The sequence below is a fragment of the Streptomyces sp. NPDC046915 genome, from assembly GCF_040644935.1.
In the GTDB taxonomy this organism is placed as follows: Bacteria; Actinomycetota; Actinomycetes; order Streptomycetales; family Streptomycetaceae; genus Streptomyces.
This window is the reverse complement of record NZ_JBEYXB010000021.1, coordinates 132773-156458: the sequence shown is the minus strand read 5'-3', so window position 1 is coordinate 156458 and position 23686 is coordinate 132773. Positions and strand designations below refer to the sequence as shown.

The window sequence follows — 23686 nt, the reverse complement described above, 5'->3', positions numbered from 1 at the left end:
GCTCAGCTTTTCTCGAACCGGAAGCCGACCCCCCGCACCGTGGCGATGTACCGGGGATTCGCGGCGTCGTCGCCGAGTTTCTTCCGCAGCCACGAGATGTGCATGTCCAGCGTCTTGGTCGACGACCACCACGTCGTGTCCCACACCTCGCGCATCAGCTGGTCCCGGGTGACGACCCGGCCCGCGTCCCGCACGAGCACCCGCAGCAGGTCGAACTCCTTCGCGGTGAGCTGGAGCTCCTCGTCGCCCATCCACGCCCGGTGCGACTCGACGTCGATGCGCACCCCGTGCGTCGCGGGCGGCTGCTGCGGTTCGGCGGCGCCGCGCCGGAGCAGGGCCCGGACCCGGGCGAGCAGTTCGGCGAGCCGGAAGGGCTTGGTGACGTAGTCGTCGGCGCCCGCGTCCAGGCCGACGACGGTGTCCACCTCGTCGGCACGCGCGGTCAGGATGAGGACCGGCACGGTGTGCCCCTCGGCACGCAGCCGGCGGGCGACCTCCAGGCCGTCCATGCCGGGCAGGCCCAGGTCGAGCACGAGCAGGTCGATGCCGCCCTGCAATCCGGCGTCGAGCGCGGTGGGTCCGTCCTCGCGCACCTCGACCTCGTAACCTTCCCGGCGCAGGGCGCGGGCCAGCGGTTCCGAAATGGACGCGTCGTCCTCGGCGAGCAGTACACGGGTCATGAGCTGATGGTAGTCCGGTTGCGCGTTGTGCTGGGGTGTGATCGCGGGCAGGGATTCTTACCTTCGGGCACAGTGGTACGAACCTATGGCCGAAAGGTGCGATCGTAGGAGAGACCTTCGAAATCGTTGCCCTGGTTCCTCCGACACCTGTGATCCGTGTCTCAAGTCCTTCCATATCAGGCACTGTCGTGACGTACAGTGACCTGGAACGCCTGTAGCACACAGGGGACCTTCGCGGGCACTTGACGCTGAAGGTCTCTTTTGCGTGCGGGCCGGCCCCTCCGCCGGCCTTGAAAGGAATGACCTCTGGCCGGGCTCCGGACGCATCGTCGCGTCGGGGGCGTGGATCCCGGTGGTCGCCGTCCACCGCTCCGCGATCCGGGGCGGACTCCCCTCGGGCGTGGGGGCGGACGACCGATCCCGCCGGTGCCGGCCGACTCCCCCCACCGGGCGCGCGACGCTCCAGCCAGCGCGTCCCGACCAGCAAGGAACGACCATGGCGTCCAGCCTGACGAAGGACTCGGTCCGACCGGGCACCCCCGGTTCCGAGAAGACCTTCTTCGGCCACCCCCGCGGCCTGGCCACCCTCTTCATGACCGAGATGTGGGAGCGTTTCTCCTACTACGGCATGAGGGCTCTTCTCCCGCTGTACCTCGTGGCACCGGGCGGCCTGCACCTGAGCGCGGCCACCGCGACCGCGATCTACTCGGTGTACGTGTCCCTGGTGTACCTGCTCGCCCTGCCGGGCGGCTGGTTCGCCGACCGTGTCCTCGGCCCCCGCAAGACGGTCGCCGTGGCCGGCGCGGTCATCATGCTGGGCCACCTCACGCTGGCCCTGCCGAGCGCGGGCACGTTCTTCGCCGGTCTGGGCCTGGTCGCGATCGGCTCCGGTCTGCTGAAGGCCAACATCTCCACGATGGTCGGGCACCTGTACGACGGTCCGGACGACCCGCGCCGCGACGGTGGCTTCACGCTCTTCTACATCGGCATCAACGTGGGCGCGTTCGCCGCACCGCTGGTCATCGGCACCGTCGGTGAGAGCTACAACTGGCACCTGGGCTTCGCGCTGGCCGCGCTCGGCATGGCGCTCGGCCTCGGCCAGTTCCTGCTGGGCACCCGCCACCTGAGCTCGCGCTCGGACATCGTGCCGACCCCGCTGTCGGCCGAGGAGAAGAAGGCCACCCTGACCAAGGCCGCCCTGTGGGCGGGCATCGCGGTCGTCTTCTACGCGATCGTCGGCTTCTCCGGCGTCTACACCCTGAACTGGCTGCTGGTCCCGATCACGATCGCCGGTCTGGTCATCCCCGTGCTGGTCATCGCCCGCATCAAGCGGGACAAGGAGCTCGACCGCGCCGATCAGTCGAAGATGACCGCGTACATCTGGTTCTTCGTCGCCGCCGCCGTGTTCTGGATGATCTACGACCAGGGTGGCTCGACGGTGTCCCTGTTCGCCGAGGCCTCGGCGAAGAACACGGTCTTCGGCTGGGAGTTCCCGGTCTCCTGGTACCAGTCGGTCAACCCCGTCATGATCATGGCGTTCGCGCCGGTCTTCGCCTGGGCCTGGCTGGCGCTCGCCCGCCGTGGCAAGGAGCCGAGCACCGCGGTGAAGTTCACGATGGGCCTGGTCCTGATCGGCGCGTCCTTCTTCCTGTTCCTCGCCCCGCTGGGGATCGCCGACGGCGGTCACAAGGCGGCCGCGATGTGGCTGGTCGGCATCTACTTCGTGCAGACCGTCGGCGAGCTGCTGCTCTCCCCGGTCGGCCTGTCGGTCACCACGAAGATGGCGCCCGCGAAGTACGCCTCCCAGATGATGGGCGTCTGGTTCCTGGCCGTCACCGCCGGTGACGCCACGACCGGTCTGCTCTCCATCGCCGGCGTCGACCTCAACAAGACGGGCATCGTGACCCTGGAGGCCGCCCTCGCCGTGCTCGCCGGTGCGGCGGTGTGGATGTACCGCAAGAAGGTCAGGGAGCTCATGGGCGACGTGCACTGACGCACGCCCGAGGCTCTTCCGCGGGAGGGTCACCGTGTCCCGGCCAGGACACGGTGACCCTCCCGTCGTTTCTACGGGTCAGCGGGTCAACGGGTCAGCGGGTCCGCCGTCCCGGCATGAACGTGAACACCGCCGCGCCCAGCAGGACCGCCGTACCCGCGACCAGGCCGAGGGCCTTGAGGGCGCCGTGGTCGCTCGCGCCCGTCTCGGCCAGGCCGCCGCTGCCACTGCTGCCGCCGGAGGTGGAGCTGCCGCCCCCGGAGGTCGAGGAGCCGCCCGACGCGCCGTTGGTCTGCTCGCTGGTGTCGAGGGTGAGGGAGACCTCGGTCTTGGTCGGCGTGCAGGTCGTCGTCGTACCGAGCGCCTTGATCGTCAGCACGCCCGGGGACAGGGTCGACTTGCCGCTCGCGCCCGGCTTGTAGGTGCCGGTGAGGTCCGGGATCGTCATCGGGTCGCCGGTCTTGATGTCGGAGGAGTTCGTCGGGCCCTCGACGTGCACCGTGCCCTTGTCCGCGCCGCCGAGCACCACCTCCATCGAGGGCTTCACGGAGCCCTTGGGGATGGGGGCCGGGCTGTCCATCACCGACTTCTTGAACTGCACGGTGAGATCGAAGTTCCCGCCGTCCTTCTTGGCGTTGATCTGCACCGGGGAGGTCGCGTTCTTGTCGCCGATGGGCGTCTTGCACGCGTAGGGGATCTGCACCTCCTTGCCGGTGAAGTCCGTCTGGCCGGTGCCGTCACTGGCGCTGGTGGTGGGGGTGGGGGTCGAGGACTTGGTGGGGGTGGCCGTGCCGGTCGGCGTGCCGGTGCCCGTCGGCGTTCCGGTGCCGGTCCCGGTGCCCGCCGTCACCTGGATCGTCGCCGACGGCTGCACCGTCACGGTCGGCGTGCACTTGGTGTCCGTGGACATGGCGTTGACCGTGTACGCGTCCGGCGTCAGCTTCACCTCACCGGCCGCGGTCAGCTTCAGCGTGCCCTTCATGTCGGACAGCACCATGTCGCCGCCCTTGGGGATCGCCGGGTTCTCGCGCGGCCCCTGCATCGCGATGTCCGCGGTCTGCGCCCCGGACGCCTTGAGGGTGCCGGACGGCTGGACCGAGTTCGCGGGCAGGTCGATGATGTTCGGGTTCTTCGACGCGGCCTGGGTGAACTTCCACACCACGTCCACCGTGTCGCCCACCTTCGCCGTGGCCGGCGCGGTGATCTCGACCTTCGTGGTGCCGTCGACGGGGTCGATGCCGGCGGGCGGTACGCAGTGGGTGGCGTACGAGACCTCGGCGGCCGCCGCGGACCCGGCGCTCACGCCGAGCAGCACGCCCGCCGAACAGAGCACCAGCGCGGCAGCCGCCGCGCCCGCTCGCCGCACGCCGGGTCCGCCGGTCGCCGTCACTCTCCTTCGCTTGCTCACGTGGGTCCTTTCCAGGTGGGAGTCGTAGGACTCGTGGGAGTCACGGGACTCGTCGGAGCCGTAGGACTCGTCGGACTGTCGTCGTGCGGTGCGGAGAGCCGGCCGGCCTCGCCCGGATGGGAGTCCGGGGTGAACCACGGCAGCGTCGAGGTGGGAGCGGGCGGCTCCGGAGCGGGCCGGGACCTGGGCAGTCGCAGGGCCGGCGGCAGCCGGCGGGGCCCGCGCCGGCGTCCGCCGCCCGCCCGGCGCGGCCGGATCCGGTCCACCACCGCCATTCCGGCGCGGAACAGCGCGGCCGGGACGACCACGCAGAGCAGCAGCCAGAACAGCGTCACGCCCCAGGGGCGGCCCACGCCCCAGGGCTGCTCGGCGAGCACCTTGCCGCCGTACTTCAGGGAGACGGTGTAGTCGCCGTGCGCCCCGGCGGCGAGCTCGACCGGCAGCTTGATCTGCGCCCTCTTCCCGGGTGCGAGGGTGCCGCGCCACTGCTGCTCGTCCCACTGGGGGGCGAACACGCCGTGCGCGGCGCCGACCTGGAAGACGGGGTCCTTGATGTCGGAGGTGCCGACGTTGCCGACGGTGAGGACGAGGGTGCGGGAGGGGGGCGCCCCGAACCAGGTCAGCAGCCCGCTGGACCCCGCCAGCCGGGTGTCGCTGAGGACGGACAGGGTGCCCCCCGAGGACTCGGCGGGCAGCGGCCGGACCGGGTGCCCGGCGACCTTGAGCGTCGCGTCGGCGTCCGCCTTCGCCCCGGTGACGGTGGCCACGTGCACCACGCACGGGCACGGCACCGGCGGCTCGGCGACCGGCAGCTTCCTGCTGAAGCCGCCCTTCGCGTCCGTGGTGACGGCCCGTCCGTCCGCGTTGGCGCAGGAGTTGGTGCCGCCGATCACGCCCCGGGACGGGGTGGCCTGCCCGCAGATCAGCACCATCAGCAGCGCGTGCGGGCGCCAGCCGCCGCCGCTGACGGTGATGGAACCACCGGTGCCCGCCTGGGACTTGGACAGCGCGACACTCGGCCCGGACGCCGCCGACGCGTTGCCCGCCAGGGGCAGCAGGAGCAGCGCGAGGACCGCCACCAGTGCCGGTATCCGCCCCTTGCCGCTCACCGCACCGCTCCCGTCGACCGGGCCTGTCCGACCGGGGATTGGGCCGGGGATTCGGCCGGGCGTTCGGCCGGGGGGTCGGCTTCTGGTGCTCCTGGTGTACGACGCGCGCGCCGCCGTACGACGACGGCGACCGCCCCTGCGGCCACCGCTCCCGCCGTCCCCGTCGCCGCGCCCCACGGCACGAACCTGGCCGAGGTGCCCGCCGTGGCGTGTGCCCCGCCCGGCGCCGTCACCGTCAGCCGCACGTCGACCGCGTCCAGCGCGGGCCGCCCGGGCCACGGCTCGTCCAGCCGCAGCCGCTCGCCCGGGGACAGCCGGACGGGCAGGGAGCGCGGGGCGCGGTCCAGGACCCGGCGGCCGAGGAGGCCGTCGGCCTGCACCGCGAGCGTCGGCACGAGGGCCGTCGTACCGCGGTTGACCAGCTCGTACGAGATGCGGTCGGCATGGACGGCGACGTGCTCGACGGTCAGCGCGGACAGCGCCGGTCCGACGGCCCGCAGGCGCACGTCCACGGCCGCCGTACGTCCGTCCCCGTCCCGCGCGACGATCGTGCCTGCCCGCTCCCCGGGCGCGGTGCCGGCCGGGACGGTCACCGTGAAGGGCACATCGGCGCGGGTGCGGGCGGGTACGCGGACGCGGGTCCGGGCGAAGGCGACCTGGACGCCGGTGCCGGTCAGCCGTACCGCGAGCGGCTTTCGGCCGCGGTTGGTCACGGACACCGTGTCCCTCAGGACCGCGCCGGGGGCGCCCTCGGCATAGACGGACGGCCGGTCGCCTCCGAGGGGTGCGAGACTCCAGCCGTCGGCGGCCGAGGCGGGAGTGGCGACGACGAGCAGGCTCAGGAGGAACACCGCCGACAAGGCCGGGCGGCGGACACGGGTGGCGGACGGCATGGGCGGCTCCAAGCGCTCGTACCCGGTGTTCAGCGGCGTACGGCCTGGTTCCGGCGGGTGAGCCACAACGCGCCCGCCGCGCCCGTGAGGAGGACGGTGCCGCCGAGCGTGCCCAGCGCAATCGCGGAGTCCTCGGGCCCGGTCCGGGGGAGTTGGCCGCCGGAGTCGGTGCCGCTGCCGCCCTGCGACGAGGAACCGGAGCCCGAACCGGACCCGGAGGAGCCGCCGCTCGCGGCCGTGACATCCAGGGTCAGGGACGGCTTGGGGCTGTTGGTCGGCGTACAGGTGGTCGTCGTGCCGAGCGCCTTGATGGTGAGTACGCCCGCCGTGAAGGTGACCTTGCCGGTCTTCTTCGGGGTGTAGGTACCGCTCAAGTCATTGATTTTGATCGGCGTGTTGGCGGGGATCGCCGCCTGGTTGGCCGGGCCCGTCACGGCGACGGTGCCACTGTCGGCGCCGCCCAGCTTGACGGTGGCGCTCGGGTTCATCGCGCCTTTGCCGAGCTCGACGGGGCTGGAGGAGACGCCCTTCTGCCAGCTCATGGTGATCTTGTAGCCGCTGCCGCTCTTGACGCCCTTGATGTCGATGGGCGAGACGGCGCTCTTGTCGCCGATCGGCGTCTTGCACTGGTAGTTGACGTCCACGACCTCGGCGTGGGCCACGGGGGCGGCCAGCAGCACGGCGGAGCCGGCCAGGGCCGCGGCCGACGCGAGTGCGGCGGTTCGTTTCGAGTACACGGCCCCACCTCGTTTCCTGACGGCACATCAGATCGGGCCGTCAAGGTACGCCCGGGGTCGTGAGGAAGGAAGAGACGGCGCACACCGGAGTTGTGGCGATCCCGCGTGCGCACGGCGGGGGTCGAGTGGAGAGGGGTGACCCTGGGTAACCGATGGTCGGGCGGGGGCAGCGCGCCGACGGAGAACGGCGGCCAGCGGCGGCCCCGCGTCGAGGACTACGCCGGGGCGCCCAGTTCCGCCCAGACCGTCTTGCCCGACGCGCCCGGGGTGCGGACGACCCCCCAGTCCAGGCAGAGGCGCTGGACGATGAACATGCCGTGGCCGCCGGGGCGCCCGGCGCGGTGCGGGGTGCGGGGCGCGGGCTGGCCGCTGCCGCGGTCGGTGACCTCCAGCCGGATCACCTTGTTGTCGCAGGCGAGGACCAGCTCATCGGGGCCCTCCGCGTGCAGGCAAGCGTTCGTGACCAGCTCGGAGACGACCAGCAGCACATCCTCGGCGGCGGCCCGCTGGTCGGCGGACGCGGCGGGCAGCCAGCCCCACGCGTACAACGCCTGGCGGGTGAAGTCGCGGGCGAGCGGGACGACACCGCTCTCACCGCCGAGGCGCAGCCGCCGTTCCTGCCGGGGCCTGCGGCTCCCATCCGACGGCATGGCCGCTCCCCCCGCGGACGCGCCGGCCTCCGGCGCACCCCCCTCGGACGCCCCGGAAGCGCCGCTGGGCTCCGGGCCACGGTCGCCCGGCGAGTAAGGCCGGGTGGTGCTCATCAGCGCTTCACCTCACCGATTCACCGTTCACGATTCAGAAGTCGTTCAATCTCGATCTTGCTGCCGGTTTCGATCCCTGCCAATAGGTCACCCATCACCCATGGGTCACCAGTCGAGGCCAACCGATACCGACCGAACCGATCAGTATCGGAAGACACCAACGGGTTCCGGTCGGTTCCGGTCAGTCCCGCTCGGCTCACGTCCGCTCCCATCAGCCCGGCCGACGGTCCACCGTGTCCGCCGGTGCCCTTGGGTACGTACGTCGCACACGGGCCGTTCGCCGGTTCCACGGTGTTCCTGCACCCCGGGGCCGACAGGTTCAGGATGTCTCCTGCCCGGGCGAACCGGGGCGACACCCCCCTGTTCGGCGTGACCCGTGCGGACGGCGGCGACTCAGCCGGACTCGTCCGCCAGGGCGCCCTCGAGGGAGTCATGGACGGTGAAGACCGCCTCCGCCCCCGTAATTTCGAACACACGTGCAACAACCGGCAGCATGCCCGCCAGGTGCACGCCCCCACCGGCGGCTTCCGCCCGCAGCCGCGCACCGAGCAGCACGTTCAAACCCGTCGAATCGCAGAACTCCAGCCGTGAGCAGTCCACGACGAGTCGCGAGAATCCCTTGTCGAGGAGGTCGTCGAGGGGTTCCCGCAGCAGATCGGCGGTGTGGTGATCGAGCTCACCCGCCGGCGTCACTACGGCGCTGGAACCCTCTTCCCGCACCTCTACCAGTAGCCGGCCCGACTGTGCGCTGCCGACCGTCCCGCGGTCCATGCCGTCTCTACTCCCGAGGTCGTGACTACTGACTATTGCCCTGCCGATGTCTGGCGGACGCCAGGTTGATGCCCTCGAACACTACGCCTTCCGTACGCACTCCGACACCCGAACAACCCCACACAAACGGACATATCACACCAGAACGCACTTGCGGCAGCCCTACCGGAACGGGTAGGGCTAGTAAGACACGTAATCAACACGGCCGGCTTTGGAGGCGCCGCACACCGCAGTGCACGCATGGCTTCGGCAGCCTTATGCCGAGAACGATGGAGGACACCCATGTCACCCCGGCTCGACGCCTCGCATACCCGGATGGCGACGTCGACACCCCCACCGGAACAACTGGATCCCATCGATCCCCTGGATCCCATCGCGGGACTCCCGGAGATCCCGCCGTACGACGAGATCGCCCCTCTCGACGCACGTGCCCTCTCCAAGACCCTCTTCGAGCGACTGGAGTCGCTGGAGGAAGGGACGTACGAGTACTCGTACGTCCGCAACACCCTCGTCGAACTCAACCTCGCGCTGGTCAAGTTCGCCGCCTCGCGCTTCCGCTCCCGCAGCGAGCCGATGGAGGACATCATCCAGGTCGGCACCATCGGCCTGATCAAGGCGATCGACCGCTTCGAACTCTCCCGCGGCGTGGAGTTCCCCACGTTCGCGATGCCAACCATCATCGGCGAGATCAAGCGCTTCTTCCGTGACACCTCGTGGTCCGTGCGCGTTCCGCGCCGGCTCCAGGAGCTCCGGCTCGACCTGGCCAAGGCCGGCGACGAGCTGGCGCAGAAGCTCGACCGCGCCCCGACGCCGGTCGAACTCGCCGAACGGCTGGGCATCTCCACCGACGAGGTCGTCGAGGGCATGGCCGCCTCGAACGCGTACACCGCCTCCTCGCTGGACGCACAGCCCGAGGAGGACGATTCCGAGGGCGCCCTCGCGGACCGCATCGGCTACGAGGACCACGAACTCGAAGGCATCGAGTACGTCGAGTCGTTGAAGCCGCTGATCGCCGAACTCCCGGCCCGGGACCGGAAGATCCTCTCCCTGCGGTTCGTGGCCAACATGACCCAGTCGGAGATCGGCGACGAACTCGGCATCTCGCAGATGCACGTGTCGCGGCTGCTGTCGCGCACGCTGGTGCGGCTGCGCAAGGGGCTGACCGTGGACGAGTGAGGTCCGCGAGGTTTCTCCGCCGCCCCCGGAGAAACCTCGCCGCTCTCTCCATCTCCTCCATCTCCTCCTTCTCCATCTCCTCCTTCTCCATCACTTCCTTGTCTCTTCCTGATCTCTTCCTGGCCTCCCTACTTCTCCCAAGCGCCGCCCTCCGTCACTCTGGTCACTCCAAACTGGCCAGTACGTCAGGACAACCAGGGCAGTCGCGGACGGCCGCACGGAGTGCGAGGAGGCGCGAGGATGGGTCAGGGCGCAGACCGGGCCGCCGACGACGCGGACCCATACGCGAGGGTGCCGGACGCGCGGCTGACCGAACTGCTGCGCGCCGACACCGTCACCGCCTACGCGGCGCTGCACGAGCTGCGCCGCCGCCACCGCCCGTCGGTCCTCGGCTACGCCCGGCTCTGCGCCGCGAGCGAGTCGGCCGCCGGGCAGCTGGCCGCGCAGACCTTCACGACGGTGGCCCGGGAGACGGCACGCGGGATCGAGCCCCTCGTCCCCCTCCGCCACCACCTCCTGCTGCTGACCGCCCGCCTGGCCGCCGCCTGGGCCCCGGACGACCGCTCCACGGGTCTGGACCCCGCCCTGCTCCTGGTCCTGAACACCATGGGCGCCCCCGAGGGACCCCTGCCACCCCTCCTCCCGGCCTTCCACACCCTGCCCGCCCGCACCCAGGGCCTGCTCTGGTACGCCGTCGTGGACCGCGAGCCCCTCGACCGCACGGCCGCGCTCCTCGGCCTCACCCCGCAGGACGTGACGTACGACACTCCGCAGGCGCTCCACGCCATGGCCCAGGCCTGCCTCCGCTCCCGTCTGGCCGCCTCCGACGACCCGCGCTGCGGTGACTTCCGCCGCCTGATCGAGGAGTCCACCCGGCCGGACACCCCCCGCCGCAGCGCCGACCTGCACACCCACATGGCCCATTGCCCGCACTGCACGGCCGCCCACCAGGACCTGACCGCCCTGCGGGACGCACCGCGCGCGGCCTTGGCGGAGGGGCTGCTGCCGTGGGCGGGTACGGCGTACACCACGCACCGGGACGGGGAGCGGGACGGTAGCGCCCCTGCCCCGGTCACCCGGCGCCCCTCCTCCCGCCGCTACCTGCTGGCTTCCGTGGCCGTGGGCATCGCCCTGGTCCCCTTGCTGTTCCTGCTACTGCCCTCGGACGACGCCCCCGACGACCAGCCGGCAGGCGCGGTGACCACCCCCACGCCCGCGCCGCAGGTCACGGTGACGGCGACGGTCTCGGCACCCTCGTCCCCATCCCTGCCACCGTCCCCGTCCGCGACGTCGAGACCACCGTCCCCCACGAGGAGCCCCACCCCGAGCCCGACCAAACGCTCCCCCAGCCCGACCCCGACCCCCACGGCCCACGCCCCGAACGGCACGTACGCCCAGATCGTGAACACCGCCTCGGGCCGCTGCCTTGAGGTCGCCGGCGACTTCGACAACGGCACGGACGTCGTCACCGTCCCCTGTACCTCGTCGCCCAGCCAGCGTTGGCGGGTCGACACCGCGCGCGGCGTCGTACAGTCCTCCGCGGACCCCGACTTCTGCCTCGACAGCCGCGGCTCCGTCGACAGGGGCGTCGGCGTCTGGGACTGCGACTCGGTCGACGGCGACCACGGCGCCAACCTGCGCTTCACGGTGGACGCCGACGGGGCGATCCGCCCGGCGATTGCGATCGAGACGGCGCTCACCGAGGGCAGCGGCGGGGAGTTGTCGCTGGAGCCGCTGACGGGGGGTTCGAGTCAGCGGTGGCGGGCGGGTGCGAGGTGACCGTGTCAGGATCCGTCGACGAACAGGTCCGCCGCGGCCGAGGCGTGGACGGCCCGCTGGGCCAACACTTCGAGACGGTCCAGATCGGTGCAGGAGGTGACCCTTTCCCGGATGGACTCGGGCACGTCGATGCCCCGCCACTGAAGAATCCGGAGAACCATCGACGCGCGCTCCTGCTCGACGCCCTCCTCTCGGCCCTCTTGACGTACCTGCTCGGCCAGCGGGTGCCGCCAGAAGTACTGCATCGCCGTCATCAGGTCCCTCCACATCTGCTGTGCCTGGGGGTCGGCCAGGCATGAGTCGACGAACTGCACGAGCTAGACGGCACCCAGGTCACACCACACGTACTTGCCCCGGCTCCCGTGCCGGGACAGTGGCTGCCAGCCCCACAGGTCGGCGCACGCGCGCGTGAGGGCCATGCCGCGGCCGTTCTCGGCGTCGGTGAGCTCCTCCAGCCGGCCCGGAGGGCGGGGCGGCGCCGGGTCGGCGTCCCACGCGCCGACCCTCAGTACGTCGTCCGCCCAGCGCACCCGTAGGTCGGCGGGCCCCTTCGTGTGGAGTACGGCGTTCGACACCAGCTCGGAGGCGATAAGTTCGGCGGTGTCCGCCAGGCGGATCAGGCCGTGCATGGTCAGGATCAGGCGCAGGGTGCGGCGGCAGACGGGGACGGCTCGGGGGTCGTTGGGGATGGAGAGGCAGTACTCCCAGGATTCGGGCATGCGTCGGCTCCAAGTGAGGTGAGGGCGGAGCGGTGCGCTTCCGCTGCGTGAGCAGTTCATCACCCACGGTAGGGAAGTAATTTCTGCCCCTGCAAGCAGTTGCCGTAATCTGACACCCGAACGAGGCACAAGAACCAGGACGTTGGGGAGCGCATGGCGCCGAGGAGTCATCCCACCGCGCGGCAGGTGCGCCTGGGTGCGGAGCTGCGCAAACTACGTGAGGCGGCGGGGCTGAAGGCCCGTGAGGTGGCGGCGTTCCTGAATTCGACCTCGGCCCAGATGAGTCAGGTCGAGGCAGGTATCGCCGCTGTCAGCGCGGAGCGCATCCGTCGCCTCGCGGCCCATTACGCCTGCACGGACGAGGCGTTCATCGACGCGCTCGCATCCATGGCGGGGGACCGCGCACGCGGCTGGTGGGACGACCTCCGGGGAGTCCTGCCTCAGGTGAACCTGGACGTCGCCGAGGCGGAGCACCATGCGACGTTCCTGCGCGAGATCGTCATCAACCGGGTCCCTGGGCTGCTCCAAACGCCGGACTACGCCCGAGCGGTCTTCAGGTACATGCGCCCGGAGCTACCCGAGAGCGAGATCGCACCCCGGGTCGAGTACCGGATGAGAAGACGCTCGGTCATCGGGGGCGACACTCCCACTCCGTACGAGACGATCGTCCACGAGTTCGCGCTGCGTATCCGAGTGGCGGACCGTCAGGCCTCCGTTGCTCAACTCCGTTGGATTCTGGACCAGATCGAGCAGGGCCACGTCACCGTACGCGTCATCCCCATTGACCAGGATGGCTTCGCCGGCGCCGGCGCTTCAATGGTGTACGCGGGCGGGCCGGTACCTCGGTTGGACACAGGCCTCCGCGACGCGCCCACCGGAGTCGTGTTCATTGATGCCGAGCTACAGCTGAATCGGCTTCGAACGCTTCTTCGTAAAGTGGAAGAAGCATCACTGGACCCGACGGCATCGCGGGACTTCATCCACCGCCTGACGAAGGAGTTGTGAGGCACTCCATGGACCACACCCTGCACTGGCAGAAGTCGACGTTCTCCGACGGCGGCGAAGGAGACACCTGCGTCGAACTGGCCGCCACCCCCACCACCCTCCACCTCCGCGAAAGCGACGACCCCGCCACCCAACTCACCACCGGCACCGCCTCACTGGCCCACCTCATACGTGGGCTGAAGTCGGGCCGGTTCGCAACGAACTGAGCTGAGCCCCGCCGCTACTTGCCGCCCGCCTCCGCGAGGGTGTGCGCGACAAGGGCGTTGGCGTGGCCGTGGCCCAACCCGTGCTCGGCCTTGAGCCAGTTCACCAGCTCCATGTGCTTGGTCAGCGGCGAGGTGCGGATGAGGTCCTTCCACTCCGCGATCGGGCGACCGTACTTCTTCTCGATCGAAGGGAAGTAACTGGCAGGGCCCTTGGCGGCGTCAGTCATGTCGGCGGTGTCCCGTCTGTCCGAAGCAGTGTTGTCGCTCGTATGACCGGCGGGCACGAGTCATCTCATCGACCGCCGAAGGTGACCCGCGTCACACACATGATGGCCCAGCCTCCTCCGCGCGGGTCAGACCACCCGCACGCCCCTCCGCCACACCCCGCTGACCAGCGGAACCCCCGGCCGGTACGCCAGGTGTACATGGCTCGGGGCGTCCAGCAGGGTCAGGTCGGCGTGTGCGCCGGGGCTGACGCGGCCGATGTCGGAGCGGCGCAGGGCCGCCGCGCCGCCCGCCGTGGCCGACCACACCGCCTCGTCCGGGGTCATGCCCATGTCCCGTACGGCCAGGGCGATGCAGAAGGGGACCGAGGAGGTGAAGGACGAGCCCGGGTTGCAGTCGGTCGACAGGGCCACCGTCACGCCCGCGTCCAGCAGGCGGCGGGCGTTCGGCCACTCCGCCCGGGTGGAGAACTCGGCGCCGGGGAGGAGCGTGGCGACCGTACGGCCGCTCGCCAGGGCGTTGACGTCCGCGTCCGTGAGGTGGGTGCAGTGGTCGGCGCTGGCCGCGTCCAGTTCGACCGCCAGTTGGACACCGGGGCCGTACGAGAGCTGGTTGGCGTGGATGCGGGGGTGCAACCCCTTCGCCTTGCCGGCCGTGAGGATCGCGCGGGCCTGGTCGCCGTCGAAGGCGCCCTTCTCGCAGAAGACGTCGATCCAGCGGGCGTGCGGGGCACAGGCGTCGAGCATCTCGCCGGTGACGAGGGCCACGTAGGCGGCCGGGTCGTCGGCGTAGTCGGGGGAGACGATGTGCGCGCCGAGGTAGGTGACCTCGTCGGTGTGCGCGGACGCGATGCGCAGGGCGCGGGACTCGTCCTCGACCGTCAGGCCGTAGCCCGACTTCGTCTCGAACGTGGTCGTGCCCTGGCGCAGGGCCTCGGCGAGGTAGCGGGTGAGGTTGGCCTCCAGCTCCTCGTCCGTCGCCGCCTGCGTCGCCGCGACGGTCGTGCGGATACCGCCCGCGCTGTAGGCACGGCCGGACATGCGGGCGTTGAACTCGGCCGTGCGGTCGCCCGCGAAGACCAGGTGGGAGTGGGAGTCGACGAAACCCGGGAGGACCGCCCGGCCACCGGCGTCGACCCGATTGTCAGTGGCGGGTGCTTTCCTTGATTCACCGGTCCACACGACGCGGTCGCCGTCGATGACGACGGCCGCGTCCTGGACCAGACCGAGGGGAGAACCGTCACCGAGGGAGGGATCGTTGGTGACCAGCGTGGCGATGTTGGTGATGACGGTGCTGCTGCTCATGACGTCCTCATGGGTGGTGGGGGTGCGGCGTCTGCTCGGCCTCGGCCTCAGCCGCGCAGGGCTTCGATCGCGTCCGCCAGTGCCGACGGAACATCCGGTACGAGGGCGTGGACGCCGTCCCGTACGACATGCCGCCCCGCGACGATCGTGTGCCGTACGTCCGCTGCCGTCGCGGCGAATACGGCCGTCTCGGCGCCCAGCCTGGGCAGCGGCCCCGCTGTCCTGACCGAGTCGAGGGCGATCGTGGTGAGGTCGGCGAGCGCCCCGGCCTCGATGGTGCCCGCGTCACCCCAGCCGAGGGAGGCGTGACCGTCCGCCGAGGCCGCGCGCAGCAGGGCCGCGGCCGTCCAGTGGCCCCGCGCGCGGGTGCGCAGCCGCTCGTTCAGCTCCATCGCGCGCGCCTCCTCCAGGAGGTCGATGACGGCGTGGCTGTCGGAGCCGAGGGAGAGCGGGGAGCCGGCGCGCTGGAGGGCCGTCGCGGGGCCGATGCCGTCCGCGAGGTCGCGTTCCGTCGTCGGGCACATGCAGGTTCCGGTGCGTGAGCCGCCGAGCAGGGCGATGTCCTCGTCGGTGAGGTGGGTGTTGTGCACGCCGGTGGTGCGCGGGCCGAGGACGCCGTGGTCGGCGAGCAGCCGGGTGGGCGTGCATCCGTGCGCGGCCAGGCAGGCGTCGTTCTCGGCGGTCTGCTCGGACAGGTGCACGTGGAGCGGGGCCCGCCGCTCCTCCGCCCACCGCGCCACCGTCGCCAACTGCCCGGCGGGCACGGCCCGTACGGAGTGAATCGCCGCCCCGATCCGCGCGTGATCCCGCTCCTTGAGAACTGAACAGCGTTCGGCCCAGGCCTCGGCGGTCCCGTCGGAGAAGCGGAGCTGGTGGGAGTTGGGGCGCTCGCCGAAACCGGAGGACAGATAGCAGGTGTCGAGGAGGGTGATGCGGATACCGGCTTCGGCGGCGGCCGCGATCAGGGCCTCGCCCATGGCGTTGGGATCGGCGTAAGGGGTGCCGCCGGGGGCGTGGTGCACGTAGTGGAACTCGCCGACGCAGGTGACACCGGCGAGGGCCATCTCCGCGTACGCGGCGCGGGCGAGGGCGTGGTACGTCTCCGGCGTCAGCCGGTCCGCGACCGAGTACATCACCTCGCGCCAGGTCCAGAAGGTGCCGGAGCCGACCTGGACGGTGCCGCGCAGGGCGCGGTGGAAGGCGTGGCTGTGGGCGTTGGCCAGGCCCGGCAGGGTCAGGCCCCGGAGGATCTCGGCGCCCGGCGGCGGGGCGGTCGTCTCCGTGCGGACGGCCGTGATCCGGCCGTCGGTCACCTCCAGCAGCACCCCCGGCTCGACGTGGGTGTCGAGCCAGGCGTGCTCCAGCCAGTACGTCCGCGTCGGCTCAGTCGTCGTCACCTGCGGGCCAGCCCTTCCAGTACGTCGGCGAGCGCGGTCACCCCGGCCACGCAGTCGTCCTCGGCGGCGAACTCGGCCGGGGAGTGCGAGACGCCGGTGGGGTTGCGCACGAACAGCATGGCGGTCGGGATGCTCCCGGAGAGGATTCCGGCGTCGTGTCCGGCGCCGGTGCCCAGCACGGGCACCCTCAGGTCCGTGTCCCGGCCCAGGATGCGGGCGAGCTCGTCCCGCAGGGCGTGGTCGAACTCGACGACCGGCGTGAAGGACTCACGGACGACGTCGAGGTCGACGCCGTGCGCGACGGCGTACTCGCGCGCGGCCTTCTCCACGCCGGTGACCACCGTGTCGAGGGTCTCCTGGTCGGCGGCGCGGGAGTCGAGCCAGCCGCGCACCAGGGAGGGGATGGCGTTGACCCCGTTCGGCTCCACCGCGATCTTGCCGAAGGTGGCGACCGCACCGGCGAGTTCGGCCTCCCGGCGGGCGGCGAGCACGGTCTCGGCGTACGACAGCATCGGGTCGCGGCGGTCCACCAGCCGGGTGGTGCCGGCGTGGTTGGCCTCGCCCCGGAAGTCGAAGCGCCAGCGGCCGTGCGGCCAGATGGCGCTGGCGATGCCGACCCGGTCGCCGGACAGGTCCAGCGCGCGGCCCTGTTCGACGTGCAGCTCGACGAAGGCGCCGATCCTGGCGAGCCGCTCCGGGTCCGGTCCGATGGCGTCGGGGTCGTACCCGGCGGTCTCCATGGCCTGCGGCAGTGTGATGCCGTCGCCGTCGGTCAGCCGGTGCGCCTGCTCGACGGTGAGCTGCCCGGCGGTGAGCCGCGACCCGACGCAGGCGAGCCCGAACCGGGCGCCCTCCTCGTCGCCGAAGTTGACGATGGCCAGGGGCTTCTCGAGCCGCGCTCCCCTCCCGCGCAGCTCGTCGAGGGCCGCGAAGGAGGACACGACCCCGAGGGGCCCGTCGAAGGCCCCTCCGTCCGGCACGGAGTCCAGATGCGACCCGGTGACGACCGCGCCCCCGGCGGCCGGGTCCCCCAGCCAGGCCCACTGGTTGCCGTTCCGGTCGACCTCGTACGCCAGCCCACGCCCCTCCGCCTGCTCCTTGAACCAGGCCCGGCAGTCGCCGTCGGCCCCGGTCCAGGCGTAGCGGCGGTAGCCGCCGGAGTCGGAGTGCCGGCCGACGGGGGCCAGCTCCCGCCACATTTCGTGGAAGGAACCAGTGGTGGGCACAGCCGGACCCGCGCCCGGCGACGAGTCCTCAGCCCCCACCGGAGAGTTGCCGCCCGGCCTGCCTTCGTGGGTCACGCCTCGTCACCCTCGCGCACAGGCACCCGAACCCCGCGCTCCTCGGCAACCGACTCCGCGATGTCGTACCCCGCGTCCACGTGCCGGATGACGCCCATCCCCGGGTCGTTCGTCAGCACCCGGCGGATCTTCTCCCCGCCGAGCTTCGTACCGTCGGCGACGGTCACCTGCCCGGCGTGGATGGACCGCCCCATGCCGACGCCGCCGCCGTGGTGGATGGACACCCAGGACGCCCCGGAGGCCACGTTGACCATGGCGTTCAGCAGCGGCCAGTCGGCGATCGCGTCGGAGCCGTCGAGCATGGCCTCGGTCTCGCGGTAGGGAGAGGCCACGGAACCGCAGTCGAGGTGGTCGCGGCCGATGGCCAGCGGGGCCGCCAGCTCACCGGAGGCCACCATGTCGTTGAAGCGCTCGCCGGCCTTGTCGCGCTCCCCGTAGCCGAGCCAGCAGATGCGGGCGGGCAGGCCCTGGAAGTGGACGCGCTCGCGGGCCATCTTGATCCAGCGGGCCAGGGACTCGTTCTCCGGGAAGAGGTCGAGGATCGCCTGGTCGGTCTTGGCGATGTCGGCGGGGTCGCCGGACAGGGCGGCCCAGCGGAAGGGGCCCTTGCCCTCGCAGAAGAGGGGGCGGATATAGGCGGGGACGAAGCCGGGGAAGGCGAAGGCGCGGTCGTATCCGGCGAGTTGGGCCTCGCCGCGGATGGAGTTGCCGTAGTCGAAGACCTCGGTGCCGGCGTCCTGGAAGCCGACCATGGCCTCGACGTGCTTGGCCATCGACTCGCGCGCGCGGGTGGTGAAGCCGGCCGGGTCCTTGGCGGCGGCGTCGGCCATGTCCTCGAAGGCGACGCCGAGCGGCAGGTAGGACAGCGGGTCGTGGGCCGAGGTCTGGTCGGTGACGATGTCGATCGGGGCGTTCATCGCCAGCAGCTGCGGGACCAGCTCCGCCGCGTTGCCGAGCACGCCGATGGACAGCGGGCGGCGGGCGTCGCGGGCCTCGGTGGCCAGCTGGAGGGCGTGGTCGAGGGAGTCGGCCTTCACGTCGAGGTAGCGGTGCTCGATGCGGCGCTCGATGGCGCGGGGGTCGCAGTCGACGCAGATCGCCACGCCATCGTTCATGGTCACCGCGAGGGGCTGGGCGCCGCCCATGCCACCGAGGCCGGCGGTGAGGGTGATGGTCCCGGCGAGGGTGCCGCCGAACTTCTTCGCGGCGACGGCGGCGAAGGTCTCGTAGGTGCCCTGGAGGATGCCCTGGGTGCCGATGTAGATCCAGGAGCCGGCGGTCATCTGGCCGTACATGGTCAGGCCGAGGGCCTCCAGACGGCGGAACTCCTCCCAGTTGGCCCAGTCGCCGACGAGGTTGGAGTTGGCGATGAGGACGCGCGGGGCCCACTCGTGGGTCTGCATCACGCCGACCGGGCGGCCGGACTGGACGAGCATGGTCTCGTCCTGCTTCAGGGTGCGCAGTGTGCGGACCATGGCGTCGAAGGAGCGCCAGTCACGGGCCGCCTTGCCGGTGCCGCCGTAGACGACCAGCTTGTCGGGGTGCTCGGCGACCTCGGGGTCGAGGTTGTTCTGGAGCATCCGCAGAGCGGCTTCCTGCTGCCAGCCCAGGGCGCTCAGTTCCGTACCGCGCGGGGCTCGTACGGGGCGGGGTCCCGACATCGTCTGCCTCCTCCTGTTGCTACGTCTATTCAAATCATGGATGGCTGAATAGAGCTAGTCAATACATCGGTGCGCCAAGTCGGTGCCGCAAAGGTGTATGGCTGGAAGTACCGGAGGAACAGGTACGCACACCTACGAAAGCGGGGGAAACCATGCAGCAGGGCGTCGACAGCACGGGGGAAGGCCGCGCGGCCCGGCGCGACGAGGCGGTGCGGGCCGTCGTGGAGCAGGGACTGCTCCGTTCCGGGGCGCCCGTCGTGGGACTGCTGGACGTCACCGGCATCCGGGAGTCGGCGGCCGAGCTGCGCGCGGCGTTCGAGGAGGTGCTGGCGCCGGGTACGCCCGTGCTGCACGCCTTCGCGGTGAAGGCGACCCCGCTGGTGCCGGTGCTGCGGCTGCTGGACGAGGCGGGGGTCGGCGCGGAGGTGGCGAGCCCGGGAGAGCTGGCCCTGGCGCGGGCGGCCGGGGTGCCGCCGGAGCGAATCGTGCTGGACTCGCCCGCCAAGACGCCCGAGGAGCTGCGGGAGGCGCTGGCGCTCGGGATCGCGGTCAACGCGGACAACCCGCAGGAGCTGGCCCGCATCGACGCCCTGGTGGGGGCCGGGCCCAGCCGCCCCCCGCTCGGGATCCGGGTCAATCCGCAGATCGGCGGGGGCTCGATCGAGGCGACCTCGACGGCGACGGAGACCTCGAAGTTCGGGGTGGCGCTGCGCGACGAGGGGGCCCGGGAGTGGATCGTGCGGGCGTATCTGGACCGGCCGTGGCTGACCCGGCTGCACGCCCACACCGGCTCGCAGGGCATCCCGCTGTCGCTGATGGCGCGGGGGGCGGCGGAGGCGTACGGGCTCGCCGAGGAGATCAACGCGCGCGCGGGGCGGCGGCAGGTGGACACGCTCGACATCGGCGGCGGGCTGCCGGTGAACTTCGGCTCCGACGCGACGACACCGACGTACGCGCAGTACGCCCGGCTGCTGAGCGAGGTGGTGCCGGGGCTGTGCGACGGGCGGTACGGGCTGGTGACGGAGTTCGGGCGGTCCCTGCTGGCCAAGCACGGGACGGTGGTGGCCCGGGTGGAGTACGCCAAGAGCGCGGGCGGGCGGCGGGTGGCGGTGACGCACGCGGGCGTGCAGGTGGCGGCGCGGACGGTGTACGTGCCGGGGGCGTGGCCGCTCAGGATCGCCGCGTACGACGCGAAGGGGCGGCCGAAGACGGGGCCCGAGGTGGTGCAGGACGTGGCGGGGCCGGCCTGCTTCTCGGGCGATCTGCTCGCCCAGGGGCGCGCCCTGCCGCTGCTGGAGCAGGGCGACCACGCGGCGGCGCTGGACACCGGCGCCTACTACTTCGCGCACCACTACGCCTACAACTCCCTTTCGCGGCCCGGAATTTACGGCTTCGCCCCGGACGGGTCCGGAGGCGTTGCGTTCGCGACCGTGCGTGAACCGCAGACGCCCGACGAGATCGTGGCCGAGTCGGGAGGGGCGCACGTCACAGCCCTCACCACCCTCGGCGCATCCGGACGCCGTTGACGCACCCCCATGTTCACTAGATCAAGTGGGCTGACATCAGGGCAAGTTGACCCACATTAGTCCTCCGGACGCATGTTCCACTGGAAAATGCCAGAAGCCTCACCTGCCACGCACACGTTGCGTAGTGTCTGCGTCACTCAGCCGGAGTCCCAGGCGGGAGGGGAGCCCAACGGTGCCCGGAATCGACGAGTGCCTACTGGAAGCGATGCGTCTGCCCGGTGCCCGGGGCGCGGCGCTGGTGGACTGGACGAGCGGGCTGGCCCTGGGCACGGTCGGGGACTCCCCCGGCGGTGACCACGAGACGACCGCGGCCGAGGCGGCCGAACTGGCCCGGCTGGCCGCCGAGCACGGGGCGTTCGCCGCCGCCGGGGACGCCGCGGACGAACACCCGCCGGTCGAGGACCTGATCATCAGCAACCGGGACAGCTACCACCTGCTGCGGTTCGTGGACACGTCGTTCGACAGCACGGTGCTGCTGCACCTGTGGCTGGGCCGCGAGGACGGCAACCTCGCCCTCGCGCGGATCCGGCTCGGTGAGATGGCCGCCGGGCTGGTGCTGGGATGACCATGGTCAGAACGCCTCCGCCGCCGCCCCTGCCCGTGCGGGACAGAAGAGCCGAAGGGGAGTGGGGCCGCGCCGCCCTCTCGCCGATGCTGACCCGGCTCGCCGAGGAAAGAGCCACCGGTGTCCTCGCCCGCGAGCACGGCACGCTGCACCTCGCCGAGGGCCGGGTGGTGCACGCCGAGAGCCCCCTCGCCCCGGGTCTCGGCCTGCTCCTCACGGCCCACGGCACGCTGGCGCCGGCCGTCTGGCGGCAGGCCGCGGAACAGGCCGGCGACGCGCCTGGCGCCGCCCGTCTGCTGCTCGGCGCCGGACGGCTCGCGACGGGCGCGCTGGAGCTGTGCCACCTGGGCGCGGTGTTCGACGCCGGGTACTTCGCCCTGGCGCCGAGCAGCACCCCCGGCCACTTCCGGTACGGGCCGGTGACCGCCTCGGCCGCCCTGCGCCCCATCCCGGTGACCGTGCTGGAGCGGGAGACCCTGCGCCGCCGCCTGCTGCTGCACCGGGTCTGGCCGGACCCGGCGACCGACAGCGCCCCGCTGATCCGGGCCGACCCGCTCTCGGCCCCGCAGGTCACGCCCCGCCAGCGGGCGGTGCTGTCCCGGGTGAACGGGAACCGTACGGCGGCGGGCATCGCGCTGGAGCTGGGCCGGCCCGCCTTCCACACCCTGATGGACGTACGGCGACTGGCGGCGGCGGGCCTGATCGCGCCGGACCCGGCGATGTCGCCCCCACCGGCTCACCCACCACCCCCACCCCCGGTCACCGACCCCGACATCGCGCTGCTGAAGAGGCTCAGGGATGCGCTGGAGGCCCTTTGAACGGCACCGACCCGCCGAGAGGAGACATCTGATGGCGGCCGAGCCAGAGATCCACGCGATCCTGGACGAACTACGGCGACTACGCAGCCGCGTCCCTCAGCTCACCGGCGCCCTGGCGGCCGGCGTCGACGGCCTCGTCGTCGCCGCGGACACCCCCGGCGTCGACCCGGAGGGCCTGGCGGCGCTCACCGCGGCGGCGCTCGGCGTCGCCGTACGGGTCGCCGACGCCACCGGTCAGGGCGGCTTCCGGGAACTGCTGGTCCGCGGCGAGCACGGCTACGTCGCCACCTACGCGGCCGGCCGCACCGCGGTCCTGACCCTGCTCGCCCAGGACCGCGTCAACGTCGGCCGGCTGCACCTGGAGGGCCGCCGCGCGGGCGCCCGGATCGGGGAGCTGGTCGACGCGGCGGAGGCCGCCGCCAAGGCCGCCGAGGCCGCCCAGCCCGCCCGGGCGCCCAGCCGGACCACCACCACACGAACCCTCAGACCGACTCGTACGCCACGTGCCGCGGCCACCGACGCGCGCACCGCAACCGACAGTTGAAAGGACACCACACACCATGGCCAACACCGAGACCGCACTGAAGGAATGCCTCGCCTCCATCGAGGGTGCCACCGGCGTCGCGCTCGTCGACTACACCAGCGGGATGGCGCTGGGCACGTTGGGCGGCAGCAAGAGCTTCGACCTCAACGTGGCCGCCGCCGGGAACACCGACGTGATCCGGGCCAAGATGCGCACCATGGAACACCTCGGCCTGAAGGGCGAGATCGAGGACATCCTGATCACCCTGTCCAACGCGTACCACCTGATCCGGCTGCTCAAGGGGCGCGGCGGCAACGGCCTGTTCCTCTACCTGGTGCTCGACGCGAACCGGGCCAACCTGGCCATGGCCAGGCACCAGCTGAAGAAGATCGAGGAGGAACTGGAGGTCTGAGCGCGGCCCGAGCAGCGGTCAGACGAGCGCCGCGGTGCGGCGGCGGGCCCCGCCCGGGGCCGCGTCGCCGGCCGCGATGCCCGTACCGCGGTAGGCCTTGACGGCCTTGCCCGCGGGACGGCCGCCGCGCTTGCCGAGCCAGTCGACACGCACCCACAACAGCTCGTCCAGGGCCCGTTCGCGCCGCCCGAGCCAGGCCGCCTTGAGCCGGAGCCCGGTGCCGGTACCGGCCAGCAGCAGCCCGCCCGCCGAGGGCACCACGAAGGCGCTGCCCAGCGCGAGAAGGAAGGCCGGCAGCAGCCACCAGCGGTGACCCCGGCGCCAGTTGCGCACGGTCACCGCGCGGTCCTGGAGCACGTCGTGCTTGCCCGCGCGGGCCACCCCGCGGGCGAGGCGGGCGTACCGTCCACGGCCCGTCAGGGCCCCCACGGCGGTGGCGACGAGGAACAGCACGGCCCCCGCGAGGACGCCGATCCGGCGTCCGGTCACCCCCGGCGGCAGCACCCCGATGCCCGCCGCGAACACCCCGAGCCACCACAGCGGCGCGGCCCCCGCCCGTACGACGACGGCCACCCGGGCCAGTCCCTGTCCTCCACGCGCCATGTCCGCAGCCTCCTCGCCGTCCCGGCCCAGTCCGTGTGCCGGGACGCTAACGAGCGAAAGTGAGACGAGTCTGAGAACAGGGCCGTGTCCTGGAACAGAGCCTGGGACGCC

Annotated in this window: 24 protein-coding genes and 1 pseudogene; 10 read left to right on the top strand and 15 right to left on the bottom strand. The window is 71.8% G+C overall.

Annotation, left to right across the window (positions count from 1 at the left end):
• Window positions 1–2 precede the first annotated feature (2 nt).
• Window positions 3–680 (bottom strand): response regulator transcription factor, encoded by a 678-nt coding sequence (locus ABZ915_RS39070; protein WP_361443697.1) that lies wholly within the window; start codon window positions 678–680, stop codon window positions 3–5.
• Between the two features lie 496 nt (window positions 681–1176).
• Here ABZ915_RS39070 and ABZ915_RS39065 point away from each other — a divergent pair, with 496 nt between their 5' ends.
• On the top strand, window positions 1177–2673 hold the full coding sequence (locus tag ABZ915_RS39065) for an oligopeptide:H+ symporter (RefSeq protein WP_361813350.1): 1497 nt from the start codon (window positions 1177–1179) through the stop codon (window positions 2671–2673).
• A gap of 94 nt (window positions 2674–2767) precedes the next feature.
• Here the strand turns inward: ABZ915_RS39065 and ABZ915_RS39060 are convergent, their stop codons facing one another.
• From ABZ915_RS39060 to ABZ915_RS39035, 6 genes are all read right to left on the bottom strand, one after another.
• On the bottom strand, window positions 2768–4006 hold the full coding sequence (locus ABZ915_RS39060) for a hypothetical protein (protein WP_361813380.1): 1239 nt from the start codon (window positions 4004–4006) through the stop codon (window positions 2768–2770).
• 71 nt (window positions 4007–4077) lie between these two features.
• A complete protein-coding gene (locus tag ABZ915_RS39055) occupies window positions 4078–5190 on the bottom strand; it encodes a hypothetical protein (protein WP_361813348.1) in 1113 nt (370 codons plus the stop codon).
• Window positions 5187–6083 carry a hypothetical protein gene (locus ABZ915_RS39050; RefSeq protein ID WP_361813346.1) on the bottom strand — a complete coding sequence of 299 codons (897 nt, stop codon included), beginning with the start codon at window positions 6081–6083 and terminating at the stop codon, window positions 5187–5189. Before ABZ915_RS39050 ends, ABZ915_RS39055 begins: the two co-directional genes overlap by 4 nt.
• Before the next feature lie 29 nt (window positions 6084–6112).
• The gene (locus ABZ915_RS39045; protein WP_361813344.1) at window positions 6113–6820 is read right to left on the bottom strand and encodes an LPXTG cell wall anchor domain-containing protein; all 708 of its coding nucleotides are present in this window, start codon (window positions 6818–6820) and stop codon (window positions 6113–6115) included.
• A gap of 215 nt (window positions 6821–7035) precedes the next feature.
• Window positions 7036–7584 carry an ATP-binding protein gene (locus ABZ915_RS39040; RefSeq protein WP_361813342.1) on the bottom strand — a complete coding sequence of 183 codons (549 nt, stop codon included), beginning with the start codon at window positions 7582–7584 and terminating at the stop codon, window positions 7036–7038.
• 393 nt (window positions 7585–7977) lie between these two features.
• Window positions 7978–8355 (bottom strand): STAS domain-containing protein, encoded by a 378-nt coding sequence (locus ABZ915_RS39035; protein ID WP_361813340.1) that lies wholly within the window; start codon window positions 8353–8355, stop codon window positions 7978–7980.
• Window positions 8356–8637: 282 nt separating this feature from the next.
• Between ABZ915_RS39035 and ABZ915_RS39030 the strand changes: the two genes are divergently transcribed.
• Window positions 8638–9531 (top strand): RNA polymerase sigma factor SigF, encoded by an 894-nt coding sequence (locus tag ABZ915_RS39030; RefSeq protein WP_361813338.1) that lies wholly within the window; start codon window positions 8638–8640, stop codon window positions 9529–9531.
• Window positions 9532–9771: 240 nt separating this feature from the next.
• A complete protein-coding gene (locus ABZ915_RS39025) occupies window positions 9772–11310 on the top strand; it encodes an RICIN domain-containing protein (RefSeq protein ID WP_361813336.1) in 1539 nt (512 codons plus the stop codon).
• Window positions 11311–11315: 5 nt separating this feature from the next.
• Here ABZ915_RS39025 and ABZ915_RS39020 read toward each other — a convergent pair whose 3' ends face one another.
• Window positions 11316–11624, bottom strand: a complete 309-nt coding sequence (locus tag ABZ915_RS39020) for a hypothetical protein (protein WP_361813334.1) — start codon at window positions 11622–11624, stop codon at window positions 11316–11318.
• A 3-nt stretch (window positions 11625–11627) separates the two neighbouring features.
• Window positions 11628–12029: an ATP-binding protein gene (locus ABZ915_RS39015; protein WP_361813332.1), complete on the bottom strand. Its 402-nt coding sequence runs from the start codon at window positions 12027–12029 to the stop codon at window positions 11628–11630.
• A 153-nt stretch (window positions 12030–12182) separates the two neighbouring features.
• On the opposite strand from ABZ915_RS39015, the gene ABZ915_RS39010 reads away from it, so the two are divergent.
• Window positions 12183–13034, top strand: a complete 852-nt coding sequence (locus tag ABZ915_RS39010) for a helix-turn-helix transcriptional regulator (RefSeq protein WP_361813330.1) — start codon at window positions 12183–12185, stop codon at window positions 13032–13034.
• A gap of 8 nt (window positions 13035–13042) precedes the next feature.
• Window positions 13043–13240, top strand: coding sequence for a DUF397 domain-containing protein (locus ABZ915_RS39005; RefSeq protein WP_361813328.1), 198 nt, complete (start codon window positions 13043–13045; stop codon window positions 13238–13240).
• A 14-nt stretch (window positions 13241–13254) separates the two neighbouring features.
• Here the strand turns inward: ABZ915_RS39005 and ABZ915_RS39000 are convergent, their stop codons facing one another.
• From ABZ915_RS39000 to hutU, 5 genes are all read right to left on the bottom strand, one after another.
• Entirely contained in the window at window positions 13255–13467 is a 213-nt protein-coding gene (locus ABZ915_RS39000) for a DUF4287 domain-containing protein (RefSeq protein WP_361813326.1), read from the bottom strand.
• Window positions 13468–13593: 126 nt separating this feature from the next.
• Entirely contained in the window at window positions 13594–14769 is a 1176-nt protein-coding gene (gene hutI / locus ABZ915_RS38995) for an imidazolonepropionase (protein ID WP_361813324.1), read from the bottom strand.
• 47 nt (window positions 14770–14816) lie between these two features.
• Window positions 14817–16166, bottom strand: coding sequence for a formimidoylglutamate deiminase (locus ABZ915_RS38990; protein WP_361813322.1), 1350 nt, complete (start codon window positions 16164–16166; stop codon window positions 14817–14819).
• Window positions 16163–17365, bottom strand: a complete 1203-nt coding sequence (locus tag ABZ915_RS38985) for an allantoate amidohydrolase (RefSeq protein WP_361813378.1) — start codon at window positions 17363–17365, stop codon at window positions 16163–16165. Before ABZ915_RS38985 ends, ABZ915_RS38990 begins: the two co-directional genes overlap by 4 nt.
• Before the next feature lie 98 nt (window positions 17366–17463).
• Window positions 17464–19128 (bottom strand): urocanate hydratase, encoded by a 1665-nt coding sequence (gene hutU, locus ABZ915_RS38980; protein ID WP_361813320.1) that lies wholly within the window; start codon window positions 19126–19128, stop codon window positions 17464–17466.
• Window positions 19129–19160: 32 nt separating this feature from the next.
• On the opposite strand from hutU, the pseudogene ABZ915_RS38975 reads away from it, so the two are divergent.
• The 5 genes and pseudogenes from ABZ915_RS38975 to ABZ915_RS38955 form a co-directional block, all read left to right on the top strand.
• A pseudogene (locus ABZ915_RS38975) lies at window positions 19161–20654 on the top strand (hypothetical protein); the annotation flags it as partial.
• 172 nt (window positions 20655–20826) lie between these two features.
• Window positions 20827–21219 (top strand): hypothetical protein, encoded by a 393-nt coding sequence (locus tag ABZ915_RS38970; protein WP_361813318.1) that lies wholly within the window; start codon window positions 20827–20829, stop codon window positions 21217–21219.
• Complete coding sequence (locus ABZ915_RS38965) at window positions 21216–22037, top strand: transcriptional regulator (protein WP_361813316.1); 822 nt, start codon at window positions 21216–21218, stop codon at window positions 22035–22037. The genes ABZ915_RS38970 and ABZ915_RS38965 overlap by 4 nt, the downstream gene beginning before the upstream one ends.
• 31 nt (window positions 22038–22068) lie before the next feature.
• A complete protein-coding gene (locus ABZ915_RS38960) occupies window positions 22069–22581 on the top strand; it encodes a roadblock/LC7 domain-containing protein (RefSeq protein WP_361813314.1) in 513 nt (170 codons plus the stop codon).
• 16 nt (window positions 22582–22597) lie between these two features.
• Window positions 22598–22972, top strand: a complete 375-nt coding sequence (locus tag ABZ915_RS38955) for a hypothetical protein (RefSeq protein ID WP_361813312.1) — start codon at window positions 22598–22600, stop codon at window positions 22970–22972.
• Between the two features lie 18 nt (window positions 22973–22990).
• Here the strand turns inward: ABZ915_RS38955 and ABZ915_RS38950 are convergent, their stop codons facing one another.
• Complete coding sequence (locus ABZ915_RS38950) at window positions 22991–23575, bottom strand: hypothetical protein (RefSeq protein WP_361813310.1); 585 nt, start codon at window positions 23573–23575, stop codon at window positions 22991–22993.
• Window positions 23576–23686: the final 111 nt, after the last annotated feature.

Excerpts from the sequence above, each read along its gene's own strand:
- ABZ915_RS39025 (WP_361813336.1), top strand. The coding sequence starts at position 9,772 with ATGGGTCAGGGCGCAGACCGGGCCGCCGACGACGCGGACCCATACGCG.
- ABZ915_RS39035 (WP_361813340.1), bottom strand. The coding sequence starts at position 8,355 with ATGGACCGCGGGACGGTCGGCAGCGCACAGTCGGGCCGGCTACTGGTA.
- ABZ915_RS39015 (WP_361813332.1), bottom strand. The coding sequence starts at position 12,029 with ATGCCCGAATCCTGGGAGTACTGCCTCTCCATCCCCAACGACCCCCGA.
- ABZ915_RS38950 (WP_361813310.1), bottom strand. The coding sequence starts at position 23,575 with ATGGCGCGTGGAGGACAGGGACTGGCCCGGGTGGCCGTCGTCGTACGG.
- ABZ915_RS39050 (WP_361813346.1), bottom strand. The coding sequence starts at position 6,083 with ATGCCGTCCGCCACCCGTGTCCGCCGCCCGGCCTTGTCGGCGGTGTTC.
- ABZ915_RS39070 (WP_361443697.1), bottom strand. The coding sequence starts at position 680 with ATGACCCGTGTACTGCTCGCCGAGGACGACGCGTCCATTTCGGAACCG.
- ABZ915_RS39000 (WP_361813326.1), bottom strand. The coding sequence starts at position 13,467 with ATGACTGACGCCGCCAAGGGCCCTGCCAGTTACTTCCCTTCGATCGAG.
- ABZ915_RS39065 (WP_361813350.1), top strand. The coding sequence starts at position 1,177 with ATGGCGTCCAGCCTGACGAAGGACTCGGTCCGACCGGGCACCCCCGGT.
- ABZ915_RS38955 (WP_361813312.1), top strand. The coding sequence starts at position 22,598 with ATGGCCAACACCGAGACCGCACTGAAGGAATGCCTCGCCTCCATCGAG.
- hutI (WP_361813324.1), bottom strand. The coding sequence starts at position 14,769 with ATGAGCAGCAGCACCGTCATCACCAACATCGCCACGCTGGTCACCAAC.
- hutU (WP_361813320.1), bottom strand. The coding sequence starts at position 19,128 with ATGTCGGGACCCCGCCCCGTACGAGCCCCGCGCGGTACGGAACTGAGC.
- ABZ915_RS38985 (WP_361813378.1), bottom strand. The coding sequence starts at position 17,365 with ATGTGGCGGGAGCTGGCCCCCGTCGGCCGGCACTCCGACTCCGGCGGC.
- ABZ915_RS39040 (WP_361813342.1), bottom strand. The coding sequence starts at position 7,584 with ATGAGCACCACCCGGCCTTACTCGCCGGGCGACCGTGGCCCGGAGCCC.
- ABZ915_RS39005 (WP_361813328.1), top strand. The coding sequence starts at position 13,043 with ATGGACCACACCCTGCACTGGCAGAAGTCGACGTTCTCCGACGGCGGC.
- ABZ915_RS39010 (WP_361813330.1), top strand. The coding sequence starts at position 12,183 with ATGGCGCCGAGGAGTCATCCCACCGCGCGGCAGGTGCGCCTGGGTGCG.
- ABZ915_RS38965 (WP_361813316.1), top strand. The coding sequence starts at position 21,216 with ATGACCATGGTCAGAACGCCTCCGCCGCCGCCCCTGCCCGTGCGGGAC.
- ABZ915_RS39030 (WP_361813338.1), top strand. The coding sequence starts at position 8,638 with ATGTCACCCCGGCTCGACGCCTCGCATACCCGGATGGCGACGTCGACA.
- ABZ915_RS38960 (WP_361813314.1), top strand. The coding sequence starts at position 22,069 with ATGGCGGCCGAGCCAGAGATCCACGCGATCCTGGACGAACTACGGCGA.